The sequence below is a fragment of the Alcaligenes sp. RM2 genome (assembly GCF_052931795.1).
Genome location: NZ_JBRFIO010000002.1, coordinates 339,458 through 365,393 on the forward strand (window position 1 = coordinate 339,458; position 25,936 = coordinate 365,393).

The window sequence follows — 25,936 nt, forward strand, 5'->3', positions numbered from 1 at the left end:
CAGCAGTTTCCTGTTCGTTTGCAGAGTCATGGCATCACTCGATCACGAAGCGCAGCTTGGTGGCGTCCTTGCCCTTGCAGCGCTCGTTCATGAAGGCATCGAAGCGCTTACGAAGCTCATCCGGCGTAGCCGGCGATCCGCCTTGCAGCAGTGCCTGCTTGATCTCCTCATTCTTGACCGCGATCTTCTCCAGCCCCGACAGGGCCTCTTGCACGGCGTTGGCGAACTCTTGGGTCAAGGGCTCCGGCAGCTTGCGTGAGGTCAGGAAGGCGTCGATCAGCTTTTTGCTTGCTGCGGGCAACAGGCCTAGGCTGTCCTGGGTGAACGGGTCTTCCAGGTTTTCCAGCAGGGTCTGCTGCCAGTTGGCCAGCAACGCATCCAGGTCATCGTCCAGCTTGTGCAGGCGGTTGGCGGCAGGCAGCAGCTCCAGTTGCTCGGCAGCCGGGCGGAACTGGCAGTGCGGGCAGACGGCGGCCGTGACCAGGGTCGGCTCATCCAGCGAAGAGCAGCTCTTGAGGCCATTGAGCGATTCCTCGAAGGCGGTGAGCTGGCTGGTGGGCATCAACGACACGCCGGCCAATACGCGCAGTGCCAGCAGACGCTCGTCGCGACGCAGGGCGTTGCGGGTCTTGTCTTCGGCCACGCCGAGCCGTGCCTTGCTGTGGCTGGCGATGTAGGCGGTGATGTAGTCCTTCTTGAGCTGGGCCAGCGTTTGCCGGCCATTACCCAGGATCAGGGCGGCGTGCTCGGCGCTGCGGTCCTGGCTGATCTTCTCGAAGATGGCCTTGCGGGCGGCTTCAGCCTGTTTCAGCCACGGGTGCTCGGCGGGCAACACCATCTCGGCCTGCGAGAGGTAGGACGCCGTGCTGCCCAGCTCCGCCACCAGTTCGAGCAGACGTTCTACGGCAGCCAGGATTTCCAGATTCTTTTTCTGGCCGTCCAGGTCTTCCTCGGTGACGCGCAGGTTCTTGAGTTTGCCGACGGTGTTGTAGGGTGTCAGCGACTCGGTGAACTTCTTCAGCGAATCGAGCCGGGCGTACCAGTCCTTGGCTTCTTCCTCACGCAGTAGGTTCTGGCCCCAGAAACCGAGCTTGCCTTGCTGCAGATCGGAGCCGGCCTTGAGCACGCGCGGCACCAGAGCGCTGACTTTCTCCTGCAGTTTGATAACCGGTTCAATGTCGCCCTGGCTGGCCTTCTGCGCCAAGCCAGACGGCAGATCGAACAACTCGAACAAGGCGCGCAGCACGGCGAGGTTGATCTCCTTGGGCGCCTCGATGTGCTTGAAAGCTTTGAGTTCCTCCAGTGAGCGTTCTGCCAGTTGGGTCAGCTTGCCGGAGTCGATCTTGTCGCCGGTGATCGACAGCACGATGTCACCGGAATAGACCAGCCCGCCCAGCACGGTGACCAGCAGGTCGGGTTCCAGCCGGTACTTGATCGGGGCGAAATACTCAATGTCGGACGAGCCTGACAACAGCTCGTTGCGGTTGAGCACCTGGCCGTGGCCCTTGGCTTTGAGCCGGCTCAGCACTTCCTGCGCGTAGCGGGAGTTGGCCGGATCGACGCGGTCGCCATCGAGCAGTTCCAGCGCATCGAGCATGGCCGCGGCATCCTTGGTGCGCGTGCCGCCAGCCAGAGCGCGCAATGCGTTGCCGATCAGTTGCTTGCGGTTGGTCTCGGTGACCAGCACGGAAAAGCTGGGGTATTCCGGCGCGAGATCGCCGAAACGCTGGCCCAGTACCAGGCCCGAAATGACGTTCACCACGTCACGAAAGTTGATGCGCTCGTCCGCACCGAGGCGCGCCCGGTCACGCAGCGACACGCCTTTGGCCCAGTCCTGCAGGTTCTTTTTCTTGCCCTGGTAGGTGACCTCGAAGGCGGTCATCTGCTTTTCCTGCAGCCACTTGCTCATGGCGCGCAGGAAATCCTGTGCCTTGGACAGGTAGATGGCCTTGGCGCCGCCACTGGCGGTGGATGCCAGATCGAGCGCCGCTGCGTAGGACGACAGGTGCCGCTTGAGATCGTCGTCCAGCCCGGTGAGGCGGAAGAAGACCTCATCCGACAGGTTGTTGTCGGCGAACTTCGGTTTGTCGAAGGGTTGGATGAAGTAGACGTAGAAATCGCGTTCGGGCTGGGCCGTAGGCCGATCATTCGGGGCGCCGAAGAACAGGTAGCCCATGCGCTCGACACGGCGTTCTTGCCATTCGAGCTGGTACTGCCAGATCTGGAAGCCGGGGTAACGCAGGTCGTCGCTGCACTCCATCAGCGCTTTGACGGCGCTGTAGTAGGCACGATCCAGCGCGTCGTCGGACAGGGCTTCGGCGCGCTTTTCGATCTGCGCGTCGTAGTCGATGTCTTTCTTGAGATCGAGGTAGTACTGCTCCGTATCGGGTGCCCTGGAGATGAACTGGCCGTTGACGGTCTTCAGCACTTCCCGCATCACGGTTTGCACCATCGACAGCAGGTTCTCGGCGGGGTCGCCCGGCATGTCCTCCACGCCCGGCTGGAACAGACACAGGGCGTCGCGCAGCTCGGCGGCGGTGGAGCCGATCGGAATGTGGATGTCGCCACCGGTGGTCAAGCGGTGGACGGCCAACGCATTGATGACGCGCAGTGCCATCGGCTTGTAGGCCGGGCGCGTGAAAGCCTGCTGCACGCGGGACTCCAGCACTTCGGACACGCGCATCACTTCCTTGATGTTCGGGTCGGCGCGCAAGACCGAGTTGGCCTTGATGGTGTTCCAGAAACTTTCGTAGCTGATGAACAGCGGCTTGTCGGCGGGCACTTCCTGGTCGAGGATGGCCAGCATGGCGGCCTCGATGGTCTTGAGCGCGCCGCGCTTCTCGGTGAAGTGGATCTGCTCGAAGGTTTTCAGGTAGTCCGGGTGCACAGGGAACAGTCGCACGTACTCGTCCATGCGCTCGTTCATGGAGCCGTAGAACTTGGCGAACGGCGTGAGGTATTCGCGGATCTTGTTCTGCTGGTCGGCAGTCTTCTTAAGCAGGCGCGCGGAGACGACGAAGCTGACGTCCTGGCGGTCGATGAGGATTTGGGTGAAGCGCTCGTTGACCCGGCGCATGCTGTCGGCAACGTGCTGGAAGCGCACGCTGTCGAAGATGGCTTCCTGCACGCCGGCCACGAAGCGGAACTTGAGATGTTTGGTGATTTCGCCGATCTGCCGCAGGATGGCCAAGTCGCGAATCAGTTCGTTGTCCTTGCGCGATTGCAGGTATTCCAGGAACTCATCGACCACCAGCAGCAGGCCCTGGTCTGGGTAGACCTCATGGAAAGCGGCCATCATTTCTTCAAGAGACTCTTTGTTGTTGAGTTCTTGATCTGCCGGCGGGAAGCTGTAGCTGACGCCCAGTTTGTCGAGGAAGCGCTCAAGCTGCTGGGTGATGACCTGGCGCAGCGGCATTTCCAGACCGCCCACCTCGATGCGAAGAACTTTGAATTTCCCGGCGATGGAGGCAACCGCCTCGGCGACCTTGGGGTGGCGAATCATCGGCGCATAAGCGGCGTCTTCTGCCACCAGCGACAGCACCGACATCAAGTGCGATTTACCGGTGCCGTAGTTGCCGACGATCAGCACGCCCTTGTGATCGTCCGAATCCTCGAAACTGAGCTGGGGAACCATGAGCTTGGAGATTCGCTCGGCCATGTCGTCGGAGATGACATAGGTCGCGACGAGCTTCTTGGCTTCGTCCGGGCGTCCGGCATCGAGCAGTTGAATGACTGACTCGATCTGCTCAAACTGGATCAAATCTCCGTATTTCATGTTCGTACCCATATGCTTCTCTCTTCCCGCAGTTTTCGTAAATTCGGCCAAATTTCGAGTACGACCACACCGTCCTGGCTGTAGTCACGATGTTCTGGATGGCTCATGTCGGCGTAGATCAGCCGATCACCGCGCAGCTCGCCAGGCCAGACGGCCACGACACGCCTGGCGTGAGCCAGCCGCCTGACGAGGTCAAGCGGGTTGATCTGCAAGCTGGGCTCGAACAGCAACTCCAGGTTGTCGAGCAGCAGCGGGGTTTCGGTTCGTTCCCCGAATTGTTCAAGCAGCGCAATCTCGCGCAGCAATTCGCCGGCAGAGAAACCCCGCTTGTTGTTCGGCGTAGCGGCCAGCCGGCGCCCCAGCTCCAGGCCAACGTTGAGCGGCTCGATGTTGAGCTTGGCGCTGAGCTGGCGCAGTAGTTGGGTCTTGCCACTGCGGCTGGGGCCGACCAGCAGGATCAACTTGCTGTTGAGGTCGCCGATTTCGCCGATGAGTCGTTCCAGTTTCGCGAGCATGCTCATCCCATCAGTCCGTCTCGGCTTCGAGCCGGTGTTGATCAGGGGAGCGGTAACCCGGCGCCAGCACCGCACTGCGCACACCATAGATGGCGAGGTGGTTCCTCAACCAAAGCCGGTATTCGGGGCCGCGCAGGTTGTGGTCGGGGGAGCAGTCCACACTCCATTTGCGCAGGATGTATCCGGCGGTGGCGGCGCGCAGCTTCATGTGCAGCACACCACCCTGCATGCCGTAGTCCATTTCGGTGATTTCTGGCCGGGGCTGATCCGGGTGAGGAACCAGCTCCAGCTCGACGATCCGGGTCCACTGAATGTCCTGATCGTTCATTTCGTGGGGCGCCACGGGCTGCCCCTTGCGCACCACAGGGCACTTGATCCGGGTGATGACGAAATCCCGGAACTCCTGCGATTTGCGGTCGAAGGCGCGGACGTGCCAGCGCAGGCCGTTGTCGATCAACGCGAACGGGACGATCTCGCGTGTGGTGCGGCCACTGGAGATGGAGTGGTACTCGATACCCAGCGGGCATTCGTGGTGGATGGCACGAGTCACGCTCGCCAGGATGTCCAGGTCAGGGTGGGTGAGCCGGGACGGGCTCTCGCTGGCCACCCAGGCTTTGATGCGCATCGGTTCACCGTCGCCAAAACCCTGCGTCAGCCACGACAACACCCGCTCGGGCGGGAAGGTGAAGATCGGCTGGAAGCTCGGGCCGAGGACGTAGAACTTGCCTTTGCCGTCGTAGTCGATGTTGCCGGGGGCGATTTCCTTGTACAGCGCCAGGTCCCTGGACGCAGCAGCGGACTGGATACCAAACCGCGCGACCAAGTCCTGGCGGCGCATCTCCCCAATGAAGCGCACGCGCAACTCCACGAACGCGAGCCGGTCACGCTGTGGCTGGGTTAGATCGGCAAGCTGTTCGTGGGGCATCTTGGTTGGCTCGTTCGGGTTAGCGAATGCTTATGCAGATTTCTGCAGAAAGTATATGAGCTGCTTAAAAAGACGTCTATAAATCCAAGCGGGTTTGCTAGTGCGCTGCATTATGATAACCATTTTTTGAGGCGCAAATGAGTGATCTGACACGGACGAGTAGACGATCAGCCCAGCGGAGCGCACCAGGAACGGCGTGGAAAGGGGTGCATCCAGCAGGCCATCGCGGACGAAAACTGGTGCGAATAGATCCTTGATAGGGAACAGGAGCATGGCCCATGGAACTGCGACACCTTCGCTGCTTTGTGGCTCTCGCAGAGGAGCTGCACTTCACACGGGCCGCCGAGCGCCTTCATATCGAACAGCCACCCTTGTCCCGCGCCATCAAGGAGCTTGAGGGCGATCTGGGCGTGGTGCTCTTCGTGCGCAACCGCCGAGGTACGGTGCTTACCGAGGCGGGCGCAACTTTCCTGCAAGATGTGCGCAGGGTGTTCGCCGCGCTGAAGCAGGCTCAGGAGAACGCTCAGGCGGTCGCGGCGGGCCTGAGCGGAAGCCTTCGCATTGCAGTGTCCGACGGCGCAATCGATCCCCGGCTGTCGGCCCTCCTGGCCCGCTGCCGCGAGGAGGAGCCGGAGATCGAGATTCGCCTGTCCGAAGTGCCGCTGGCCGAGCAGTTGCGCGGGTTGCGCTCGGGCGACTTCTCGATCGGGTTTGCTCACACGGCGGAGGTCGGCGATGACATCCTGACCGAGCCACTCTGGCACGACTCGCTGGTGGTCGCCGTACCTGCCCGGCACCCTTTGCTTTCACACAAGGCCGTTCCGCTGCACCAGCTTGCGAGCTACCCACTGGTCTTATGCGACCCGCAGACATGCGAAGGCTGCTACCGCGAACTGACGCGGCTGCTGCGGCCGTTGGAGCGTGAGCCCGACGTTGTCGAGCATGTGTCCTCGCTGGATATGATGCTCACCCTGGTCGGTGCTGGCTACGGCGTTGGCTTCATCACGGCAACCAGGGTCGCGGCGAGCCCGCGCCCCGATGTGGTGATCCGTCCCCTGGCTATGGATTCCGCGATCATCACGACCTACTTGCTGCGGCCCGTCAGCGAGGATTTGCCGGTATCGGTGGAGCGGTTCATTGCGCGCCTGCGCGAGCACTCGGGCGATTGATGCGGCGGCACGAGCTGTGACTGAAGTTCGCGGCTGTTTATGGCGAGTCTTGCGGCTCACTGCCAGAGTTGAGGTTCTTTTCAGTCGCCGCCATCAACTCGCTGGCGCTAATCCCGAGCGCGGCGGCAATTTTCAGTATCAGGGGAAGCGTCGGCACATGCTCCCCGCGTTCGATCTTGCCCATGTGTGAACGCGATATTCCAGCCTGAAATGCAAAGTCGTCTTGAGCGACGCCGTGCGCGACGCGGGCCGCGCGCACGGCCCGCCCGAAAGCTAATGCTGGTTCGGATTCATAGGTGGGTGTGCCAGGTGGACGACCTGGCTGAATAGTAAGCTTCTGCATCGGCAGAAGCGTCAAACAATCCTCTTAAATTAACCACGTTAAACATATAGACGTTAAAGTTCTCTCTTTAATATGATGCTGGTTTGCCCTTGACCTGCTTTGTCGCTTCTGTGGGTTCTCCATGAACAACATCACCAGCCAGCCCGCCCACCTCAGGTTTGCGATAGCGCCAGGCGTATCGTCATCTCGGCTTTCGGCGCTGCTCGCGCTGCAACGTGCGCAAGAACCAGAGGTCAGCATCGGGTTCTTTGAGGTTGCAGGTGACGAGTTGCTTGATGGACTTCGTGAAGGCCGCTACGACGTAGGGGTGTCGCTTCAAGAGGCGAGCGATCCGGTCATCCAAACCCAGCCCTTGTGGGTTGAGAGCATGGCCGTTGCGATGCCGCTGCGGTTTCCATTGCTGGATCAGGCATCGCTCACCATCGCTGACCTACAGAACTACCCGATCTTTCGCTTGCAGGCTGAGGCCTGTTCTTCACTGGATCATCGGCTGCTCTCGCTCCCGTCCGCCGACCCGCAAAAACTTCAATACGTGACGTCTTTCGAGATGATGGCGCTATGGGTTTCTGCCGGCTACGGTGTCGGGCTATCCGCGCAATCGCGCATCAAGCACGCCCATGGATGGGGAGTCAGCATGCGCCCCCTGGACGACGGCCCCTACGAGATCGTGACGCACCTGCATAGGCCCCAGGGGCAAGCGAACTCTGTTTCCGTGCGATTCGAGAGCAGAGCTCTGCATGTAGCACAAGCTCAGGGCGCCTGATGCCGCTTCGCTTAGGAGCAGACCGCTGGGCACACAACTCAGTGGCTGTCAGTGGCTGCCCTAAGACCGCAGTGGATGCATCTATCCATCAGGAGGGCAAAACTGGTATCATTTACGGCCCAAACCGGACATCCGAACTTGGGAAACCCGTTATTAATCAATGGGTTGAATGATTGGATCGATTCCCATCACCCGCTCCAGTTCTGATATCTCCCCCAATACTTTTATCGGCTGTTCACCGCACTGTCGCGTGATGAGCATATTGGCCATTTGCTTGTACAGGTGTCTTGTAGCGCTGTGCCGCTTCTTGGCGTGTGATCAAGCACCTGTACCCACTTGGGTATGGAGAGTTTCACTGAAAGCATATACTGCGTCCTTATTGTTCATATTTGAGTTCTTATGATTTATATTTGTTCATATATGAATGGATAAAAATATGACTGATTCAGAGAATAAAAATGCTCCTCGTAGTGTCATCTCCCGTCCTGTAGACCGTGCCTTGCTGCGGCTGGGGCGGGATATCTCTGCGGCTCGCCGTGCGCGACGATTAAGCCAAGAGGATTTGGCCCAGCGTATTGGTACGTCGTTGAGCACAGTCCGGCGCATGGAGGATGGTAATGCCGGTACTGCCTTGCATACCTTTTTAAGCGCTTTGCATGTGTTGGGACGCTTGAATGATGTGACTAAAGTAATGACCATGGAAAATGATGCCTTGGGGATGGACTTGCTGCGTGAGCAGTTGCCCCAGCGCGTCAGGCGGCCACGACGTATCAAAGCGGATCAAACCTCGGGGGCCAAGTCGCAAGATGATTCGGCCTCTGTGAATCCTGACAAGTTGGAAGGTTTCTGATGACGACACGATCTGCCAAGCGCTCAGACCTGGAGGTGCGCCTGGGTTCCAGGTTCCAGTGCGCATGTTGTGGGGCACCATACTTCAGGTTAACGGTGAAGGAAGCAGAAGCAATCTGGGCGGAGATTGTTCAGGCTGTTAGTCGTCGGCGTAGCGTCGCCAAAGGGCTAGGCATGCAAAGTACGGATCTGGTGGATTTTGAGCCGGCATTTGCTTAACTTCATTCCCATGGCACTATACCCAGCATGCAAGAAGATCTTTTCGGCGATGCCATTCCTCAGCCACCCGCCTCAAAGCCCGCTGCTCCTTCCCGACGCAAAATCACCAAAGTCAGCCTTGCTGCTTCCGCGCTGGAGCTAAGTGATCTGGCCACCCAGCTTCCTGAAACCTTGCGTTTCGGTGTCTCCACCTGGTCCTACCCTGGTTGGGAAGGCTTGATCTGGGATGGGGAGTACGAGTCGAGTATCTTGTCCAAGCACGGCCTGGAGGCCTATCACCAGCATCCCTTGATGCGCACCGTCTGTGTGGATCGCACCTTCTGGCGTCCTTTGACGGTCACGCAGTATTCCGCCTATGCCGCTCAGGTTGATGAAGATTTCCGCTTCGTTGTGAAATGTCCTTCCATGATTACGGATGCCCAAGTTCGTGATGAGCAGGGCAAGGTACGCAAATCTAATCCGGACTTTCTGGATATTCGTCTGGCTGTAGAGCAGTTCGTGCAGCCTGCAGTCGAGGGCTTGCGTGCCAAGTTGGGCGTCTTGGTCTTCCAGTTAAGCCCTCTGTCCTGGGGCTGGTTGAATCGTTCGGCAGAGTTGTTCGACAAGTTGGGGCAGATGCTGGCAGCGGCGCGTGAGGCTTTGCCGCAAGGCTCACAGGTGGTACTTGCGGTAGAGGTAAGAGATCCAGAGCTGTTGACTCAACATCTTGTCGATACGCTCAAGGCCAATGGCGCGACATTTTGTCTGGGGCTGCATGGCAAGATGCCGCCGATTGAAGAGCAACTGCCCGTCTTGCGCGCCTTGTGGCCGGGACCCTTGGTGTGTCGCTGGAACTTGAACCGGGAGTTTGGTGCTTACGGCTATGCCGATGCTCAAAAAAAGCATACCCCCTTCGATGCCATTGTCAGCGAGGACGTGCATACTCGCACGGTGCTGGCCCGCACGATTCGCGGGATCACGGGGGCGGGGCAGGCGGCGTATGTGACGATCAGCAATGATGCGGAAGGCTGTGCGCCGCTCTCCATTCAGCGGCTGGCGCAACTTGTTGTGGCACAAGAAAAATAACCACAGGTCTTGAGAAGCGATCCTTAAAAGTGGAGCAGTTCACAAGACCTGTGGTGTTGCCTGATGAGCTGGAGGCTCAATGCATACGGGTTCTGGTCCGGTTCGTGATTATTGTCTGGATTTGTGAATCAGCTCATCCGTCGTCATGACATGCGCGGTGGATACTGCCAGCACCCCCAAGGTGACGCGGTGTACTTCTTCAGCCGGAATCGCCCCAAAGCCCATATCCGGGTAGTTGTAGGTGCCTGTGGCATCAGAGATAAAGGCCACTTTGTAGCCATGGAACATGGCATCGCGAGCCGTAGCGTGGCAGCAGTTTTCGGTGGTCACGCCGGTGATGACAACGGTGTCGATCTTGCGAGTACGCAAGATGATGTCCAGGTCGGTGCCAAAGAACGCGCTGTACCTGTGCTTCTTGATGACGACTTCATCCCCCTGTGGGGCTACTTCGGGGTAGATATCAACGCCCGCTGTCTCATCTACCAGCCCCACCTGGTTTTGAATCGGAGGGTAAATCTCTCCGAACAGGCCCATATCGCAGCCGTTGCGGCGGTGGGCGTGGGCGGTGAAGATCACTTCCATGCCAGTTTGGCGAGCGTGGCCCAGCAGTTTTTGCAGGCGGGGCATCAACTCCATGCCCATGGGTGTTTCCAGTGGGGCGCCGGGTGCGATGAAGTCGTTCTGCATGTCGATCACAATGACCGCCGTGCTGCTGGGGTTGATTTGATCAATCTGAATAGCCATTTCATTCTCCTTTGGTTTGCTCACGGCCTGGCGACTGTGTATTTGGTATTGCCGCTGCCGGTGTCATAGACGCTTGTAGAGTAGGAGGGTGGCGCAGTTCTGGCTTGGCTGCCACTGCCAGTTTTACGTTTTTTTTGACTGTGCCTGCCATCCTGGACAGTACACGGGCAGGGAGCTGAGGCTTGGTATTGTCAGGGCTTGTCTGTCTTTGGGTAATGGACGTAATCTTGTTGAAAAATGATTAATCCATCGGTGCAGATAGCCCCGATTATGGAGACTGAACCTATGACAGCGATCATAGCGGTCAAGCCCGGAGACAGCTTTGAGCACTGGCACGAGGTCACTTGCAGGCAGTTTTCACAGACCGAGTGCAGCCAGATTGCCCGGCCCCAGTTTCAGGCGCGGGTCACCCTCACTAGTTTTGGTGGTTTGGGCCTGAGCAGCATCTGGTCTGCCACCCCTCAGGGGGAGGCGATACGGGTGAGCAGACGGCAGGCCGATATCCGTAAAGATCAGCGCGACTGTTTCATGCTGTGGCTCATGCTGGATGGTCATATTCAACTGAGCCAGGACGGACGCTACGTCAGCCTGGGAACAGGGGATCTGGTACTTCAGGATCAATCTCGGCCTTTTGATCTGGAGCTGGGCTCTTTGGCTCACGCGGCCATGGTCATGATTCCCCGCCCCTTATTGGCATCGCGCTTGCCCTCGGTGGGCAATCTGGCAGCGCGTCGTATTGCAGCCAACTCGCGTCTGGGGCCGATGGCTGGCGCCTTGGTCAAGCAACTGCTTGGTATGGGGGAGGCGGCAGCGGACGGTATGGATCAGCGTGTGACGGCTTCTGTGCTGGATATCTTCTCCGCGGTATTCGAGTCTGACGCTCCTGCGCTTTCTCGGGGTACTCGTCAGGAGCGGCGGCTGGAGCAGGTTCAGGCTTATATGCGTGCACATTTGCATGAGGATACGCTGGATGTGGACCAGATTGCCCGTGCTTCGTCTATGGCGACTCGCACTTTGTACCGACTCTTTGCTTTTGAGGCGACAACCCCCATGCAATGGCTGTGGGAGCAGCGTTTGATCCATAGCTACCGTTTGCTGGAGGGCGGGAAACCTAAACGGGTGACCGAAGTGGCCATGGCCTGTGGCTTCAAGGACCTCTCTCATTTCAGCCGTCTATTTCAGGCGCGGTTTGGGCAATCTCCGTCGACGCTAGGCTACACGGGCAGGTCTTGAACTTTGCCTGTTCAAGTGGCTTTATATCCAGGCTGCGTGTTGGGGGGTAGCAACGCGCGCAGGTGGTAGCTGCAAATCTCGTTTTTATGGTCAGAACGTGTAGGCCCAAATAGACCAGCCAGCCAATCGGAATGTTTGCTGGTTGACTGGCTCTATATTCAAAAATGTAAAGTAAACATTACTTATTGACAAGTAGTGTTGACTTCTATAAAGTCAGGTTTACTTTACATTCAGGTGCTTAACCATGCTTGCCAACCGGAACTCTTCCTCTGCGCCGTCACCAGGTCGTAGCTATCTGATTCGCACTTTGCTCTTTATGGGCGTGTATATCCTGGTCAATGCCTTGACCATTCTGGGGCTGTTCGACAGCCTGCTCGGTCGGCCTGTTGGTTGGCTGATTGCCATAGCCGTCGCCTTGCCTGTGGCCGGACAAGTCTGGGCCACCTTGCGCTTGATGGCGCAAAGCGATGAGTTCGTGCGGGTGATCGTGGCCAAGTGTTTTGTGCTGGCCTCAGGCGCAACCTTGACCTTGTGGACAGCCTGGGGCTTTGGGGAAACCTACGCCGCTGCGCCCCATATTCCTGCCTGGCTGATTTACCCCTTCTTTTGGGCGGTGTTCGCTCTGGTTTCACCCTTTGTCCGGACTAGCGATTAAATGAAAAATCGATTGCGTGTATTGCGGGCCGAGGCGAACTGGACGCAGGCAGATTTGGCGGAGCGCTTGGGGGTGTCCCGGCAGGCGGTCAATGCGCTGGAAACGGGCAAACATGCACCGTCCCTGGATTTGGCATTCAAGATCAGTGCCTTGTTCGAGCAGACCGTAGAAGATATTTTCGAGAACCCGTATCAGGAATCTCGGGTTTGAACGCGGTTACGTTCTGGCTGGCATTCCCACTTGTGGATGCCTTTTGGACATCCATGCGCAGGTATTGAGAAAAGCCAGTGCTCAAGCCCGAAGCAGTGATCTTGCAGGCTCAGACACTGGCTTGCCTTCTTACTTGGTGGTGTAACCACCGTTGATCAGAATGGTCTGGCCGGTAATCCACCAGCCGTCACTGACTAGATGACGGATAAAGGGCACAACATCTTCAATGTCCGTCAGCCCGGTCTTGGAGTAGGGAGACAGGGCAGCCGCGGTCTTGTGATAGGCCACGGCATCCTCGCCCTCGGCTGGATAGAAGAAGGGCGTATCCATAGGACCAGGGCCCACCGCCGTGACGGAAATACCGCGTGCGCCATATTCTTTGGCGGCGGCGCGGGTGTAGTGTTCTACCGGCGCTTTGGTGCCGGCATACGCGGCGTAAAAGGGGGTGAAGGCACCCAGCAGGGATGTGACCAGGGTGCAGACTTTACCATTGTCCTGTACGTGTTTGCCGGCTTCTTTCAGGAAGAAAAAAGCAGTTTTAGAGTTGATGTCGCTCATCTCCTCGTACTCGGCTTCGCTCACTTCGGTCAGTGGCTTTTTCAGTACTTTGCCCACCGTGTTGATGGCGATATCAGGGCGGCCAATTGCGGCGACGGTATCGCTAAACAGTTTTTCCATGGCACTGGCCGAACGCAAGTCGGCCTGGAAGGCGACGGCTTGTGCACCAGTTGCCTGGATGGCTTTGACGGTGGCTTCGGCATCCGCTTTGGAGCTGTCGCTGTTGTAGTGAATGGCAATGGCGCTCGCTCCTTGCTCTGCCAGGTCGCGGGCGATCAGGCCGCCCAGATTCTTTGCCCCGCCTGCAATCAGAACGGTTTTACCTTTGATGCTGTGCTTTGCCATGATGACTCCTTGCTAGTGTGGGCTGCGGGCTGCAAGCCTTTTCGTTTTTTCATGATATAAGTCGCTGAAATTGTTTAAATCATCTAGTTCTGACATCATTTGTCTGAAAAAACGAACAATACGCACCGCTGCTTGAGTCAACCGGGTCTAGCAGTTCAGCCCGTGTTTTGCTGCTGCTTATCTGGAGAAAGTTATGGACCGCATTGACCTGTTTCGCATCTTTACGCGGGTCGTGGAGTGTGCCAATTTCACCCGCGCGGCGGATACCTTGGGTATGCCGCGCTCTTCGGTGTCGGCCGCCATTCAGGAGCTGGAAGGGCGAGTGGGCGCTCGCCTGTTGAATCGCACCACGCGCAAAGTCACAGTCACGCAAGATGGTGCGGCGTTTTACGAGCGCTGTCTGCGCGTGATTGCTGATGTGCAGGAAACCGAAAACCTGTTTCGCCAAGCCAGTGTGGGGCCTAGTGGCACGATCAAGGTGGATGTGCCGGGGCGGGTAGGCCGCCTGATTGTGGCACCTGCGCTGCCGGAGTTTCTGGAGCGCTATCCGCATGTCCATGTGCATCTGGGCGTGACGGACCGCGAGGTGAATCTGATTGAGGAGCAGGTGGATTGTGTGCTGCGCGTGGGACCATTAAGTGATTCGGGCCTGATCGCCAGAAAAATGGGCAGCTTGCCCTTGATCAATGTAGCCAGCCCCGCTTATCTTGCCCGTTATGGCATGCCCCAGACGCCAACGGATCTGGAGAACCACCAAGTGGTCCGTTATGCCTCGCCTACCAGCGAGCGTGTGGCTCCTTGGGAGTGGATGGAGCAGGACAAGCGTCAGGTGCTGGATCTGCCAGGTCGTGTGACGGTGAATAATGCCGAGGCCTATATCGCCTGCTGTCTGTCAGGCTTGGGGCTAATTCAGATCCCTGCTTACGATGTGCAGGCGCATTTGCAATCAGGTGAATTGGTGGAGGTGCTGCCGGATCACCGTGCCGCTCCCATGCCCATGTCCTTGCTGTATTTGCATCGCCAACACTTGTCGCGCCGTTTTCAGGTGTTTGCGGATTGGCTGGAAAATTTGTTGCGTCATTCCGCCTTGGAATGAGGCTGGTCTCGAACGTTTTTGTCTGGGGCTGCTCCAAGCTGCAGCGGACAACTCAAAACGGGGTAGCGATGGAAATCAGAAGAATTCGTGCGACGGACTGGGACTGGATACAGCAATGGTTCCAGGACGAGGACTTGAACCGCGAGTTGGGGCCACTGGATCAGGAGTGGCTGGAGCACGTGTTGAACCAAAGCGATGGCGTCCAGCTGGTTGCCGAGCAGAACGGTCAGCCCATTGGTTTGATTGGGTGTGCCTGGGGAGACGGGCGAAATCTGCCACATGCAATTACCGATATTGCCGTTGCGCCGCCATTACGCGGCAATGGTCAGGCCGGAGCCATGCTGGAAGCGGTATTGGCTTGGCCAGGCCATCCCCCATGTCGTAAATGGGTGGCTTTTGTGTTCCCGGAAAACCAGCGTGCCTGCCGCTTTTTTACGCGCTTGGGGTGGGAACACGTGGACTTTGCCGATGGTATGAACGAGTTCGAGTATAAGTGTGTTCGTTCGGAACCGGATCGATCCTGAGCAGCTCGGTTTCTGTCAGTAAATCATGGACCTTGAGTGACAGGCGCTTGGGCCACGAAGGCCCGTTATGCTTGTCTGTCCCGTTGGATAGGTGCAAACAAAGCTGGTTTGGCTCTGTTTGCCTTGTTCTTCTCAGGGATAAAACAGCAGCAGCCCGAACACGGCGAAAACCATCAGATGCATATAGCCTTGAATGGGTGAGGTTCGCTTGCCGCTAAAGCTCAAGATACTGAGCAGTGCCGTGATCAGAAACAACACGATTTCCATATTGCTGATGCCCATGATCACTTGCTTGCCGGTGATCAGACCAATCATCAGCACCACTGGCACAGTCAGCCCCACGGTAGAGACGAAGGCACCCAGACACAGATTGATGGCGCGCTGCATTTCATTGTTCATGGCCGCCTTGATCGCAGTGATGGACTCCGGGGTGAATACGATAATTGCGATCAGTACACCGCCGACGGAAACGGGGGCGCCCGAGGCGGCGATACCGTAGTCCGTCACAATGGCCAGATGGTGTGCCAACAGGACGATAGGCAGGATCAGGGCGATCAGCACCAGACTGCGTATCAGCATCGCGCGAGTCGCCTGGGGATCACGCGATGTGGGTGTCGTATCTTCAGTGCTTTGAATCGCCTGATTGGGCTGCACATAGTCATGGCGGTGACTGCCCATTTGCAGATATAGAAAGATGGCATAGACCAGGCCCGTCAGAACCGAAATGCCAATGGCCTGGGTGGTGCTGAACTCGCCCGCATTGCTGGTGTAGTTGGGCAGAATCAGGCCCACACTGGTCAGCAAGACGATCATGGACAAGTAGGTATTGGTGCCTTGGCGATTGAACTCCTGATCGCCATTGCGCGCTGCGCCGGCAATCAGACACAGGCCGGTGATCAGGTTCAGGATGATCATCATCACGGCGTAGATCGAGTCCCGACCTATGGTGGGAAAGTCGCCCGGCCCCAGCAGTACCGAGGCAATCAGGATAACTTCGATCAGCACAATGGACAGGGTCAGGATCAGGGTACCGTAGGGCTCGCCCAGTTGGTGGGCCAGGTGGTCGGCTTCACGGACCACACCAAACGAGGCCGCCAGGATGGTCACGAACAGCACCAGAAAGACGATGGCCGCCGTGGTGCCGTTCAGGGAGTCTCCCAGCCATTGCCTGCCGAAAATCATGAACAGGACAACAATGGACCAGGAACCGAGCAGACGCAGCCAGGTGATGGGAGTAATGAGTTGAGTTGAGGGTGATGCAGGGTGGGCCATCGTGGATGCTCCGCCAAAGAGGTAGGGCCGTCCCTGTACTGAAAAGGCAGATCCAGGTCGTCCCGGATCTGTTTTGAATTGAACTATTCAAGTAGCCACGATTTTATCACCTTGCCCCCTGGCGGCAAGTGCGGACCCTCTGAAACCGGATTTGTGTGGCGTGCAGCCATCTTTTTCTGTATCTGGCCACGGTGGAGGCGTGAAGGGCGGGTTCCTTTATCACCTTCCTGGCATTGTTTCGTTCGGCTGTTTTATTTTTGTGTGAGTCTGGCGCGAGTCTCCTGTGGACCTTGTTCTTTTCCTGTTGCTATTTACGGCGGACACCATCCAGATGAGAAAACAGGTGGGCCCATGGAGCGAATACATGGTGTGTTTTCTGTATAGGGTTTGTTCTTCTCCATAGCCTGGCGGAATTTTCCGGGAGACACTCCCGCATACGTTTTGAATGCGGTAGAGAAATTGGCCGGGCTGGAAAATCCTAAATCGGTTGCAATCACATCAATTTTCAAGGCCGTAGTCTTCAGCAAATACTCGGCCCGATACATACGCTGCAATCGGATATAACTGCTCACACTTAGGCCAAAATTACGCTGAAATATATTCATGATTTTTCGACGTGAAATCTTGAACATATCGCACAGTTCTTTTTGACTGGGCGGTGCACCCAGATTGGCATCAATGGTTTTCTGAATGGCATGGATCAGCATGCTGGTTTCGGCTGTCGTGCTGGGCCGCTGGCTTGGCATCTTGCCCGGTACAAGTGCAGGCGCCATCTGCTTGGGGCAGCGCAAGGGCACGTTGATACGTTCTTTGACTTCATCGACCGCATACGGATTGCCAATGTAATCAACCGCACCAGCCTTTAGAAAAGTGACGCATTCATCGCTGCTGCCATCCATGCGTGAATCCAGAATGATGATGGGGATTTGAGCCGTGGCTTTTAATCCTTGCAACATATGGGTCAAGGACAGAGCGTCTATCCCCGTCAATTGCTTATCCATCAGGATAAGCTCGGGTAGCGTTAATTGGGCCTTGGTATATCCTTGCACTCCGTCAGCAGCAACAGAAACCCGAAAAGCACCAGCCAGCAGGGCTTGAAGAAGTTGTTCGTGCTGTCGAGTGTTATTGGAGATCAGCAGAATCCTGATTTTTTGATCTGGCTGATACTTTATAGTGGCGTATTTGTTCAATATAAAGCCCCGCGCCCTTCTTCTGACGAAGACGGCTACCTTTACTGGCATTGCTCAAGTAGCCAATTTCCTCAGAATACAGACTCAATGAATAGATAAAATCTATCGATATGATTCGTACGGCAGACATAACATTCTGTATCAATGGAAAAAGTAAATTTTCAAAATTGCTCATTGCATTTCATTTTTGGCAGGCGGCATGCCGAAAGCCCGAAACTCGGGCCTTAAGGCGGACCCAAAAGTCCAATTTCAGGAATGCTACGCTGGCGTATCGGTGAATTTTCCTGGCAGGAAAAGGCGTGATTCTACGGCTTTTACCTCTGAATAAAGGACTATGTTCAGGCAGGCCAGCCGCGGTTTTGCCCGCACTAGTGTGCATCTGGATGAGGTCGTCCGGGGAAGATTGTGAGGCTCTTTGGGTGACGATTTGTTCAAGCAGCAAGCGCAGCCCGTAGCGAGGCGTTTATTCGCCGCTTTTTTGTTAGATTTTGACCAAGTACGGATGCTCGCCGTTGATGACTGTTAGGGCTATTAGAGCGATTTCGGTATAGACCGTTTGAATCATTTTGATGGCTTGGGGGCAGGGTTTGAGCCTGCGAACCAAGCTGTAAACAAGTAGAGCGGGGCAAGGTAGATAAACCTTGCCCCGCCCTTGTTTTAAAAACAGTCAGGCTTGGTGTCGGGCTTGTGCTTCAAGCTGGCGCAGGATGCAGGGCGATGGCTTCGTCCAGCATGTCCAGCCTGTCCTGACCCCAGAACAGTTCGCCCTGATACACATAGGAGGGCGAACCGAAGACACCGGCTTTAATGGCCTCTTCGGTGTGGGCTTGATACTGCGCCTGCATCAGCGGTGCCTGTTTCAGCCAGTAGTCTGCATCCAGCTGCTGTGCTTGCAGGATTCGAGCCAGTTGCGTGGGGTCAGCAATGTTCTGCTCCTCGCACCATTGTGCCCGCAAAATGGCTTTGTACAGATCCAGCACCGGCATACCAGCCTGATTGATAGCAATCACCAGGGTGGAGGCCAGCGTGGCGTCTGGGCACATGAAGCGCGGTGTGGGATTTACCTGTATGCCCAATTTGCGACACCAGCGTTTAAGCTCTGCAATGCGATAAGCCTGACGTTCTGGTGAGCGCTGTCCCAGCAGGACACCGCCTGTACGTGCATAGACTTGCGGCAAGTCCACGGGTTTGTAGTGGATAGGGATGCCATGCTTGCGAGCAATCGCTTCCAGTCTGTCGGCTCCCAGGTAGGCCCAGTCCGAATTCATCCAGAAGTAGTAGTGAATACCGGCTGCGTTCATGTGCGTACCTTTCGGCTGGATAGGGCGGGAAGAGAGAAGTGCGTCGGCCCATGCATGAACCAGGTACTGGCAAAAGCAATCAGACCCAGCGCGCTCAGGTACCAGACGATGTAGTCGGGTTGACCGTCGCCATAGGCCAGCAGGGAGGTCGCCACCAAGGGAGCCAGGCCGCCACCGATGGCACCGGATACCTGCACGGCAATGGAGATGCCGCTGTACCGCACTTCAGGTGGAAATTGCGTGGAAAACAGGCCACCTTGCGGGCCATACAGCGCGGCATACACCAGCCCAATCGCAATCACCAAAGCCAGGGTGATGGTCCTGGAATCCAGGCTGCCCAGCATGGAAAAGAAGGTGGAGGAGAATGCCAGCATGCAGATCGTGCCTGCCATAAGGACCCATTTGAAGCCGATTCGGTCGCCCAATACGCCAAACAGGGGCATGGTGAACAAGGCCGCGAAGGCACCCCAGACGGTGGCATCCAGCATGACGCTGCGCTCTACTCCCAAGGTGGTGGTGGCGTAAGCCAGGGCAAAGGTCACCACGGTGTAGAACCAGGTCACTTCTGCCAGACGGCCTCCCACGACCAGCAGGACTTCGCGTGGGTAATGACGCAGAACTTCCAGAGCAGGAATCGGAACCTGTTTGCCCTTTTTGCTCATTTGCTCGAAGTCGGGGGATTCGGCCACTTTGGCGCGTATCCACCAACCCACCAGCAGCAGGGCGACGCTGGCTAGAAAGGGCAGGCGCCAACCCCAGGACAGCATGTCTTCCTCTGGCAAGCTGGCGACGGCTCCCATAGCCAGGGAAGACAGGATCAGGCCGGGGGCCACCCCTGTTTGCGGCAAGCTGCCAAAAAAGCCCTTTTTGCCTTCCGGGGCATGTTCAACCGCCATCAACACGGCTCCGCCCCATTCTCCGCCTACTGCGATACCTTGCAGAAAGCGCATCAGTACCAGCAGCACAGCGGCCCAGTAGCCAATGCTTTCATAAGAGGGAATCAGGCCGATCAGGATGGTGGGGATTCCCATTAGAAAGAGCGTGATCAGTAGCATGGATTTGCGGCCCAGCTTGTCGCCAAAATGGCCGAAAACAAATCCTCCTAAAGGACGGGCGAAAAAGCCCACAGAGTAGGTGGCAAAGGCCGCCAGCGTGCCCGTAATCGGGTCGAAGGCGGGGAAAAAGATCTTGTTGAAAATCAGTGCGGCAGCGGTGCCGTACAGGAAAAAGTCATACCACTCTATAGTGGTTCCCATCATGCTGGCCAAGCCAGCGGTAACGTACTGGCGCGACGAACGCGCCTGTCCATTGTTAGGCATCGTCATGGCGACCTCCTGGTGGAAGCGGGGTATTGGTTGCGGGTGTCAGCGAGTTTTAGTTAAGGGCGCAATGCCTTGGGTCTGACGGGACCAGTAGTCAAAGGTAGCGTTAACAATGGAGGGCTTGAGCAGATAGTCGTGCGCTTCGGCCGCCAAGGTATCGTCCACAGGGGTAAGTGGGCCAAAGGCCGCTTGTGCACGCACTTGCAGACGTGCAGCGCGTTCCAGATACACCGACAGGTAAGTGGCTTCCTGGCAGCTTTTACCTGCGGTCAGATAACCGTGGTGGGCCAGAATAATGGCACGCTTGTCACCCAGGGCTTTGGAGATGATGACGCCTTCCTGATCGGCAATGGGCACTCCAGGCCATTCGCCCAAAAATGCACAGTCATTATGCAGAGGCGTCATGTCCATTTGCGAAATTACCAAGGGCTGGCGGGCGGTGGCCAATACCGTGGCCCAGGGCGAGTGTGTATGGATGATGGAATTGACGTCGGGGCGAGCTTCGTAGACCCACAGGTGAAAGCGGGTGGCCGGGTTGGCCATGCCTTCGCCGCTAAGGGTATTCAAGTCGCGGTCAACTTCAATGAAGTCTTCGGGGGTGGCTTCGTCAAAACCCAGACCAAAGCGCAAGGTCCAATACGCACCGGGGCGCTCGGAACGGACGCTGATCTGGCCGGCCAAACCAGCTTCCTGCTCGGTCATGGCCAGGATGCGGCAGGCAAATGCCATGGTTTCGCGGGTGTCGCGTTGCACTTGCTGTAGATGAGTGGCCATCTCTTTGGTGGCGCGTTCATCAAAATAGGATTTGTCTCTGAGTGGGGTATCCATGTGCTTGTCTCCTTTGGTAGGCCTCGTCGATCCTTGTGCCGACGATGGGATTCATTGTCTTGATTTACATCAAGAGGAGCTATGCGCGCTGGCTCATAGCTCCTATTCCATTTGCTTGGGGCCTTATCAAGGAGACGAGCCCGGCAGTGGTGCCGGGCCGGGAGACAAGCGCTGGGGCTGCTTAACCCTGGCGCCAGCGGGAGCGCTCGCGGCGTCGCGAGCGGGACCAGGGATGTTGCACCTTATGCGGCTGTGGCCGGGGGTCGGGTGGATGTCGCGTGTCATTGCTTTCCACGGGATTGGAGTCCGGTTTAGGCGAGTCCAGAAAGACATTGATGGAACAATCGCAATCGAGGTACATGGACAGTCCTTTGTCAACGTGAAGAAAGGGGAGGCGGTACGCAGGCTCCGTTCCGGACCTGGGAGGCTCCCGAAAAAAACGTGTCGTAGCTTTCTTGCAGGGCATGCAGGACCATTTCGGGGTAATGGTCATGCTCGGTGGGCAGACGCAATTGCAGCTGTGCCAGATGCTCGTTGTCCTGCTGCCCGCCCCACTGCTTGTGATAGTGGCCGTGCTGATAGCCGCGCAGTTGGCGCAAGCGGTTCAGGGCATTCTTGCCCGCGTAGGAGTGGTAGAGCGTGTCCAGTGTCAGACCACAAAGAGCAGCCAGTTGGGTAAAGCCGCTGAAATCGAACTGGCGTGTCTCCAGAACGCGTAAGGTAAAGCGTTCCAGAGCCGTCATGATGGCCGTAGAGTCGCTGGCGGTGGCTGAAGCGTGCTGGAGCTGATCCAGTGCGGTGGCGGCTTCTTGCTCGCGCAGCGCATCGTTGGCACGCAGTACATCGCACAGACCAAAATGCAGGATGTCGATCAGCTCCAGTTGGAGTTGCGGCAGATTGCGCTCGTTATGCTGCCACCACTTCCAGTCCAGGTAATTCGCCAGCTCCGCACATTCCACCCAGATCGCCCGGTAGTAGTCCTGCTTGGCCACTCGCCAGTTCGGATCAATCAGCTGATTCAGCTCGGTTTGCAGGGCCAGCATTTGCTTTAAGCGGCGGGCCCCGGGACCGGCTGGAGCGACAGTTATTTGCTGCCCCAAACGATGTTTCTGACGACCTTGATCGTCAAAGTTTTCAGGTGCCAGCCAGGCCTGGAAATTCGCTTTCAGGGCTGGCCAGTCCTGGTCGGTAATGGAGAACCAGGCTGTATCGCGCGAGCGGCCCTTGTACACAATCGCCTGACGGAAGATACCTTCATAACGAAAGCCCAATCGTCGTGCAGCGGCTTGGGAGGGGGCATTGTGTGTGTCGCACTTCCATTCGTAGCGACGGTAGCCCAGTCCATCAATTGCATAAGCCATCAACAGGTAGTGGGCTTCGGTGGCCATACGTGTTTGTTTCAGAGCGGGCGACCAGGCTACAAAGCCCACTTCAATGCAGCCGTTTTGTGGGTCGATCCGCATCAGGGACAAGGTCCCCAATGCGCGACCCGTGGTTTGTTCGACGACGGCGTAATGCACGGCATTGCTGGCCTGGCTGATGGTTTGCAGGTGCTGGTCGAACTGTGCGTGGTTGTTAAAGGGGCCTACAGACAAATAGGTCCAGTCGCGGCCATCGCTGGCGTTGCTGTAGGCCTCGTACAGGCTGTCGCCATGTTGTTCCGGGTTCACGGCTTCCAGACGGCAGTATTTGCCGTGCAGAACGCAGCGTGCTGGCTGCGGGCGGGCCTGCCAATGAGGGAGCGAGGGGCCAATAGGCTGGTGATACGCGTTCAGCTGAACCATGACTTGTCTTCAATAGAAAACGCTCCAGAAATGCCAATCTGTGGCATAGCTGGAGGCGGGAAAGGGAGTGTGGGGCCGGGAGACAAGAGGCGTCTTGCTAGGCCACTAATTGATTCTATTGAGCAAGTGGCCGGTTGCAGCAATCCGCTTTGCTGCTTGTTTCCAGACCGCATTGCTAAAACAGCGTTGAAACGCCCAAGAGCCAGTGATGGCGGGCCTTGGCTTAGAGCTTGAACAGCGGACAAAACTATCCTGCGGCCAAGGCACAGATGAGGGGCAGGCCGCCTGGCAGACCAAAGTGGCAGGTACAAAAAAAGCCGAGCTGCCTTGTGGGCAGTCTCGGCTTGGGACCAGGCTTTAAGCCAGGGGCTTAGAGCTGATTCAGGTTCAGACGCAGAACGCTGTCCTTGGCACCTTTCAGGTAGTGCGGGCTCTTGTCGCCATGAGGGATTTTGATAGTGACAAAAGCGGTCTGGCCGTCAGCGCTCAGCGTGACGCTGTTGGGGTGCACAGGGGCGCTGATACGTTGTTTAACAGCCAAGGTGTTGGCATCCAAAATGGTGACCGAACCGGTACCGGCTGGTGTTTCACGATCCACGCCACGGTTGGTGGCGATCAGCTCTTTGCGAGCGTCGTTGTACACGATATCCAGCAGCCCCAGACCCACTTCAGCCGTGTTTTCCACTTTGCCGGAGCTGGTGTCGAATTGGTAGATCTTGCCGGTATTGGCGTCAGCACCAAACAGCTTCTTGCCATCCGCGCTCAGGGCGATGTTCACGAAGAAGTGGCGGGAATCTTCACGTTTATCGCTTTTTGCATCGCCAGTGGTGAAGCGCTGTTCGATAGCGCCGGTGGCCGGGTTGATGACGGCAATTTCATCCTTGCCGCCGTGGCCCACGAACAGACGCTTGGTGTTGGCATCGTAGGCAGCGCCAGCAGGCCACAAGCCCACGTTATCGATATTGTGCAGGATACGACCGTCGGCGCCATCCACAATCCATACGCGGCCTCCTTCGGAGGGATTGGTCACGAAGATGCGGTTGTCTTGCTCGTCAATAACGACTTTACGGGTGTGTTCCCAGCCGCCCTTGTCTTCTTTTTGACCCAGTTGGATCAGTTGCTTGACGGTGCCATTCAGGCTGTTGATTGCCAGCAGCGAGCCGTCCAGGGTGTTGCCCACGTACAGAGTGTGAGTTTTCTGGTTCAGGCCCAGTGCAAAGGCACGGCGCGGCAATTGGATCAGCTGCGATTCACGCAGCGTGTCCTGGTCCAGAACGTGCAGGAAGCCAGCAGCACGGTCTTCAAACAAAGGAGTAGCAGCAACAAACAACTGCTTGCTGTCCTTGGCGGCCAGAATTTCGTAGGCACCATCAATGGTGTCCTGACGGAAAGTGACCTGTGCCTGAGGCGCAGTCGCATTAAAGGACGATGTTTGGCCCGCTTGTTGCGATTGCGGTGCAGTCTGGCATGCACTGAGCAGCAAAGCGCCCATTACGGAGGCAACAATCATTTTTAAAGAGGCTGGGCGGGACGCAATCATGTATTTCCTTTGGGATTCAATAAATGAGAATCGTTACTATAACTGCTCTGTTTTATAAACTTTTCTGACTTGTCTGTCTATGTAAATACGCAAAACCCTGCTTGATGGCAGGGCTTTGAATGGTCGTTGTTTTAGTCCTGCTTGGAGCCTTGCCCAAACCGGGCTTGCCAGGCTTCATACACTTTGCGTTTTTCAGGCAAGGGCAGGTGTTCCATTTTCACGCCCTGTTTGCCAAAGTCCTGCTGCATTTTCTTGTAGAAGGATTCGGTGGACCAGCCAAAGGGTTCGCCCTCTTGATCGTCGGCGCAATACACCACGCGCTCCACGCCCGAGGCGATCATGGCGGCCATGCACATGGGGCAGGGGATGCCGCTGGCATACATGGTGCTGCCTGCATGGCTGCTGCTTTTCACGTTCTGGCTGGCAGTACGCAGCGCCTGGATCTCAGCGTGCGCGGTGGGGTCATGGGCAATGTAGGTCTCATTAACCCCTTCGGCCAGAACTTGACCATCGCGCACCAGCACTGCGCCAAAGGGCTGGCCGCCGCGGGCGACATTCTCTTCGGCGATCTGGATGGAGCGCAGCAGATAGTGTTTATCGTTCATGTTTTTCTCCTGTAGAGAAGCAAGGTTGGAATGAGCCTTGAAACCAGAGTCTCTATCTGTGCCGTGTGGGACCCCTGCGGGCACAGTCGGCATCAGGGGGACGCGTTCCGGTTTGGCGTGTTTGTAATGCAAAACAGCCGCTGACGGGCAGCGGCTGTTCTGTTTCAGACCCTATTAGCGAGTGCCGCCAAGTGTCAGATTGGCATGACGGTTTACGTCTTTGTACAGCAAGTAGCGGAAACGGCCTGGTCCGCCTGCGTAGCAAGCCTGCGGGCAGAAAGCGCGCAGCCACATGAAGTCACCGGCTTCCACTTCAACCCAGTCCTGGTTCAGACGGTACACCGCCTTACCTTCCAGAACGTACAGACCGTGTTCCATCACGTGCGTTTCAGCGAAGGGGATCACGCCACCGGGTTCAAAGTTCACGATGTTCACGTGCATGTCGTGACGCAGGTCGGACATGTCGGTGAAACGGGTGGTGCTCCAACGGCCTTCGGTGCCAGGCATGACGCCAGGTTTCACGTCTTTTTCGTTGGTCACAAAGGCTTCAGGGGCATCCAGGCCTTCCACACGCTGGTAGCGCTTGCGAATCCAGTGGAAGTTGGCCAGCTCGCCCGTGCGGTTGTGCAAGGTCCAGTTGGTGGAAGGAGGAATAAAGGCATAGCCGCCTTCTTCCATGATGTGCTTGGTGCCTTCCAGAACCAGTTCCAGCTGGCCCTTGACGACAAAAATCACGCCTTCGGCTTCGGGGTCGGACTCAGGATTGTTGCTGCCACCCTGTGGGCCTACTTCCATGATGTATTGGGAGAAGGTCTCGGCAAAGCCGGACAGAGGACGTGCCAATACCCACAGACGGGTATTTTCCCAACCGGGCAGGAAGCTGGTCACGATGTCTTGCAGCACGCCTTTGGGCAGCACGGCATAGGCCTCGGTGAACATGGCGCGGTCCGTCAGCAACTGAGTCTGAGGAGGATGGCCACCTGGAGGGGCGTAGTAATTGACTTTGGACATGTTGATTCCCATTGAAATTCAGTAAGGAAAAATCTGTCGAACGGCACGGCGCAATCCCGGCGGCTGGCAAAAGGCACAGGCGGGATGTCGTTGTA

The 25,936-nt window shown here is 57.1% G+C and carries 25 protein-coding genes; 9 read left to right on the forward strand and 16 right to left on the reverse strand.

Annotation, left to right across the window (positions count from 1 at the left end):
- Positions 1-34: 34 nt before the first annotated feature.
- From ACU6HM_RS08355 to ACU6HM_RS08365, 3 genes are read right to left on the reverse strand one after another with little or no spacing between them, the layout of a single operon-like run.
- Positions 35-3,787, reverse strand: coding sequence for a DUF6079 family protein (locus ACU6HM_RS08355; RefSeq protein WP_446763659.1), 3,753 nt, complete (start codon positions 3,785-3,787; stop codon positions 35-37).
- Positions 3,772-4,296 (reverse strand): BREX-3 system P-loop-containing protein BrxF, encoded by a 525-nt coding sequence (gene brxF, locus ACU6HM_RS08360; protein WP_415302134.1) that lies wholly within the window; start codon positions 4,294-4,296, stop codon positions 3,772-3,774. The genes ACU6HM_RS08355 and brxF overlap by 16 nt, the downstream gene beginning before the upstream one ends.
- A gap of 4 nt (positions 4,297-4,300) precedes the next feature.
- On the reverse strand, positions 4,301-5,215 hold the full coding sequence (locus tag ACU6HM_RS08365) for a WYL domain-containing protein (protein ID WP_415302135.1): 915 nt from the start codon (positions 5,213-5,215) through the stop codon (positions 4,301-4,303).
- A 278-nt stretch (positions 5,216-5,493) separates the two neighbouring features.
- Between ACU6HM_RS08365 and ACU6HM_RS08370 the strand changes: the two genes are divergently transcribed.
- Entirely contained in the window at positions 5,494-6,384 is an 891-nt protein-coding gene (locus tag ACU6HM_RS08370; RefSeq protein WP_446763660.1) for a LysR family transcriptional regulator, read from the forward strand.
- A 37-nt stretch (positions 6,385-6,421) separates the two neighbouring features.
- Here the strand turns inward: ACU6HM_RS08370 and ACU6HM_RS08375 are convergent, their stop codons facing one another.
- Positions 6,422-6,727, reverse strand: coding sequence for a helix-turn-helix domain-containing protein (locus tag ACU6HM_RS08375; RefSeq protein ID WP_071037998.1), 306 nt, complete (start codon positions 6,725-6,727; stop codon positions 6,422-6,424).
- 121 nt (positions 6,728-6,848) lie between these two features.
- Here ACU6HM_RS08375 and ACU6HM_RS08380 point away from each other — a divergent pair, with 121 nt between their 5' ends.
- The 3 genes from ACU6HM_RS08380 to ACU6HM_RS08390 all read left to right on the forward strand — a co-directional run bounded on the left by ACU6HM_RS08380 (position 6,849) and on the right by ACU6HM_RS08390 (position 9,623).
- Entirely contained in the window at positions 6,849-7,490 is a 642-nt protein-coding gene (locus ACU6HM_RS08380) for a substrate-binding domain-containing protein (protein ID WP_415302137.1), read from the forward strand.
- A 436-nt stretch (positions 7,491-7,926) separates the two neighbouring features.
- The gene (locus tag ACU6HM_RS08385; protein ID WP_009461154.1) at positions 7,927-8,340 is read left to right on the forward strand and encodes a helix-turn-helix domain-containing protein; all 414 of its coding nucleotides are present in this window, start codon (positions 7,927-7,929) and stop codon (positions 8,338-8,340) included.
- Between the two features lie 245 nt (positions 8,341-8,585).
- The gene (locus ACU6HM_RS08390; protein ID WP_446763661.1) at positions 8,586-9,623 is read left to right on the forward strand and encodes a DUF72 domain-containing protein; all 1,038 of its coding nucleotides are present in this window, start codon (positions 8,586-8,588) and stop codon (positions 9,621-9,623) included.
- Between the two features lie 108 nt (positions 9,624-9,731).
- Here ACU6HM_RS08390 and ACU6HM_RS08395 read toward each other — a convergent pair whose 3' ends face one another.
- A complete protein-coding gene (locus ACU6HM_RS08395; RefSeq protein ID WP_009461152.1) occupies positions 9,732-10,367 on the reverse strand; it encodes a cysteine hydrolase family protein in 636 nt (211 codons plus the stop codon).
- Between the two features lie 285 nt (positions 10,368-10,652).
- Here ACU6HM_RS08395 and ACU6HM_RS08400 point away from each other — a divergent pair, with 285 nt between their 5' ends.
- The 3 genes from ACU6HM_RS08400 to ACU6HM_RS08410 all read left to right on the forward strand — a co-directional run bounded on the left by ACU6HM_RS08400 (position 10,653) and on the right by ACU6HM_RS08410 (position 12,465).
- Entirely contained in the window at positions 10,653-11,600 is a 948-nt protein-coding gene (locus tag ACU6HM_RS08400) for a helix-turn-helix domain-containing protein (RefSeq protein WP_446763662.1), read from the forward strand.
- A gap of 244 nt (positions 11,601-11,844) precedes the next feature.
- Positions 11,845-12,255: a hypothetical protein gene (locus ACU6HM_RS08405; RefSeq protein WP_009461148.1), complete on the forward strand. Its 411-nt coding sequence runs from the start codon at positions 11,845-11,847 to the stop codon at positions 12,253-12,255.
- A complete protein-coding gene (locus tag ACU6HM_RS08410) occupies positions 12,256-12,465 on the forward strand; it encodes a helix-turn-helix transcriptional regulator (protein ID WP_009461147.1) in 210 nt (69 codons plus the stop codon).
- A 129-nt stretch (positions 12,466-12,594) separates the two neighbouring features.
- Here ACU6HM_RS08410 and ACU6HM_RS08415 read toward each other — a convergent pair whose 3' ends face one another.
- The gene (locus ACU6HM_RS08415) at positions 12,595-13,368 is read right to left on the reverse strand and encodes an SDR family oxidoreductase (protein WP_009461146.1); all 774 of its coding nucleotides are present in this window, start codon (positions 13,366-13,368) and stop codon (positions 12,595-12,597) included.
- 193 nt (positions 13,369-13,561) lie between these two features.
- On the opposite strand from ACU6HM_RS08415, the gene ACU6HM_RS08420 reads away from it, so the two are divergent.
- Positions 13,562-14,464 (forward strand): LysR family transcriptional regulator, encoded by a 903-nt coding sequence (locus tag ACU6HM_RS08420; RefSeq protein ID WP_060186258.1) that lies wholly within the window; start codon positions 13,562-13,564, stop codon positions 14,462-14,464.
- A gap of 68 nt (positions 14,465-14,532) precedes the next feature.
- Entirely contained in the window at positions 14,533-14,988 is a 456-nt protein-coding gene (locus ACU6HM_RS08425) for a GNAT family N-acetyltransferase (RefSeq protein ID WP_009461144.1), read from the forward strand.
- Positions 14,989-15,120: 132 nt separating this feature from the next.
- On the opposite strand, the gene ACU6HM_RS08430 is transcribed toward ACU6HM_RS08425, so the two are convergent.
- The 10 genes from ACU6HM_RS08430 to ACU6HM_RS08475 all read right to left on the reverse strand — a co-directional run bounded on the left by ACU6HM_RS08430 (position 15,121) and on the right by ACU6HM_RS08475 (position 25,841).
- Positions 15,121-16,260, reverse strand: coding sequence for a calcium:proton antiporter (locus ACU6HM_RS08430; RefSeq protein WP_446763663.1), 1,140 nt, complete (start codon positions 16,258-16,260; stop codon positions 15,121-15,123).
- Between the two features lie 311 nt (positions 16,261-16,571).
- The gene (locus ACU6HM_RS08435) at positions 16,572-17,450 is read right to left on the reverse strand and encodes a response regulator transcription factor (RefSeq protein ID WP_035271274.1); all 879 of its coding nucleotides are present in this window, start codon (positions 17,448-17,450) and stop codon (positions 16,572-16,574) included.
- 692 nt (positions 17,451-18,142) lie between these two features.
- The gene (locus ACU6HM_RS08440; RefSeq protein ID WP_009461141.1) at positions 18,143-18,751 is read right to left on the reverse strand and encodes a 2-hydroxychromene-2-carboxylate isomerase; all 609 of its coding nucleotides are present in this window, start codon (positions 18,749-18,751) and stop codon (positions 18,143-18,145) included.
- Positions 18,748-20,076, reverse strand: coding sequence for an MFS transporter (locus tag ACU6HM_RS08445; protein WP_446763664.1), 1,329 nt, complete (start codon positions 20,074-20,076; stop codon positions 18,748-18,750). Before ACU6HM_RS08445 ends, ACU6HM_RS08440 begins: the two co-directional genes overlap by 4 nt.
- Positions 20,077-20,115: 39 nt before the next feature.
- Positions 20,116-20,901: an aldolase gene (locus tag ACU6HM_RS08450; protein WP_026485007.1), complete on the reverse strand. Its 786-nt coding sequence runs from the start codon at positions 20,899-20,901 to the stop codon at positions 20,116-20,118.
- Between the two features lie 181 nt (positions 20,902-21,082).
- Complete coding sequence (locus ACU6HM_RS08455; RefSeq protein ID WP_137430725.1) at positions 21,083-21,262, reverse strand: hypothetical protein; 180 nt, start codon at positions 21,260-21,262, stop codon at positions 21,083-21,085.
- A 13-nt stretch (positions 21,263-21,275) separates the two neighbouring features.
- Positions 21,276-22,685: a GNAT family N-acetyltransferase gene (locus ACU6HM_RS08460; RefSeq protein ID WP_446763665.1), complete on the reverse strand. Its 1,410-nt coding sequence runs from the start codon at positions 22,683-22,685 to the stop codon at positions 21,276-21,278.
- Between the two features lie 370 nt (positions 22,686-23,055).
- Positions 23,056-24,225 carry a YncE family protein gene (locus ACU6HM_RS08465; protein WP_446763666.1) on the reverse strand — a complete coding sequence of 390 codons (1,170 nt, stop codon included), beginning with the start codon at positions 24,223-24,225 and terminating at the stop codon, positions 23,056-23,058.
- A 131-nt stretch (positions 24,226-24,356) separates the two neighbouring features.
- A complete protein-coding gene (locus ACU6HM_RS08470) occupies positions 24,357-24,830 on the reverse strand; it encodes a nucleoside deaminase (protein ID WP_446763667.1) in 474 nt (157 codons plus the stop codon).
- A 174-nt stretch (positions 24,831-25,004) separates the two neighbouring features.
- Positions 25,005-25,841, reverse strand: a complete 837-nt coding sequence (locus tag ACU6HM_RS08475) for a bifunctional allantoicase/(S)-ureidoglycine aminohydrolase (RefSeq protein WP_009461134.1) — start codon at positions 25,839-25,841, stop codon at positions 25,005-25,007.
- Positions 25,842-25,936 lie beyond the last annotated feature (95 nt).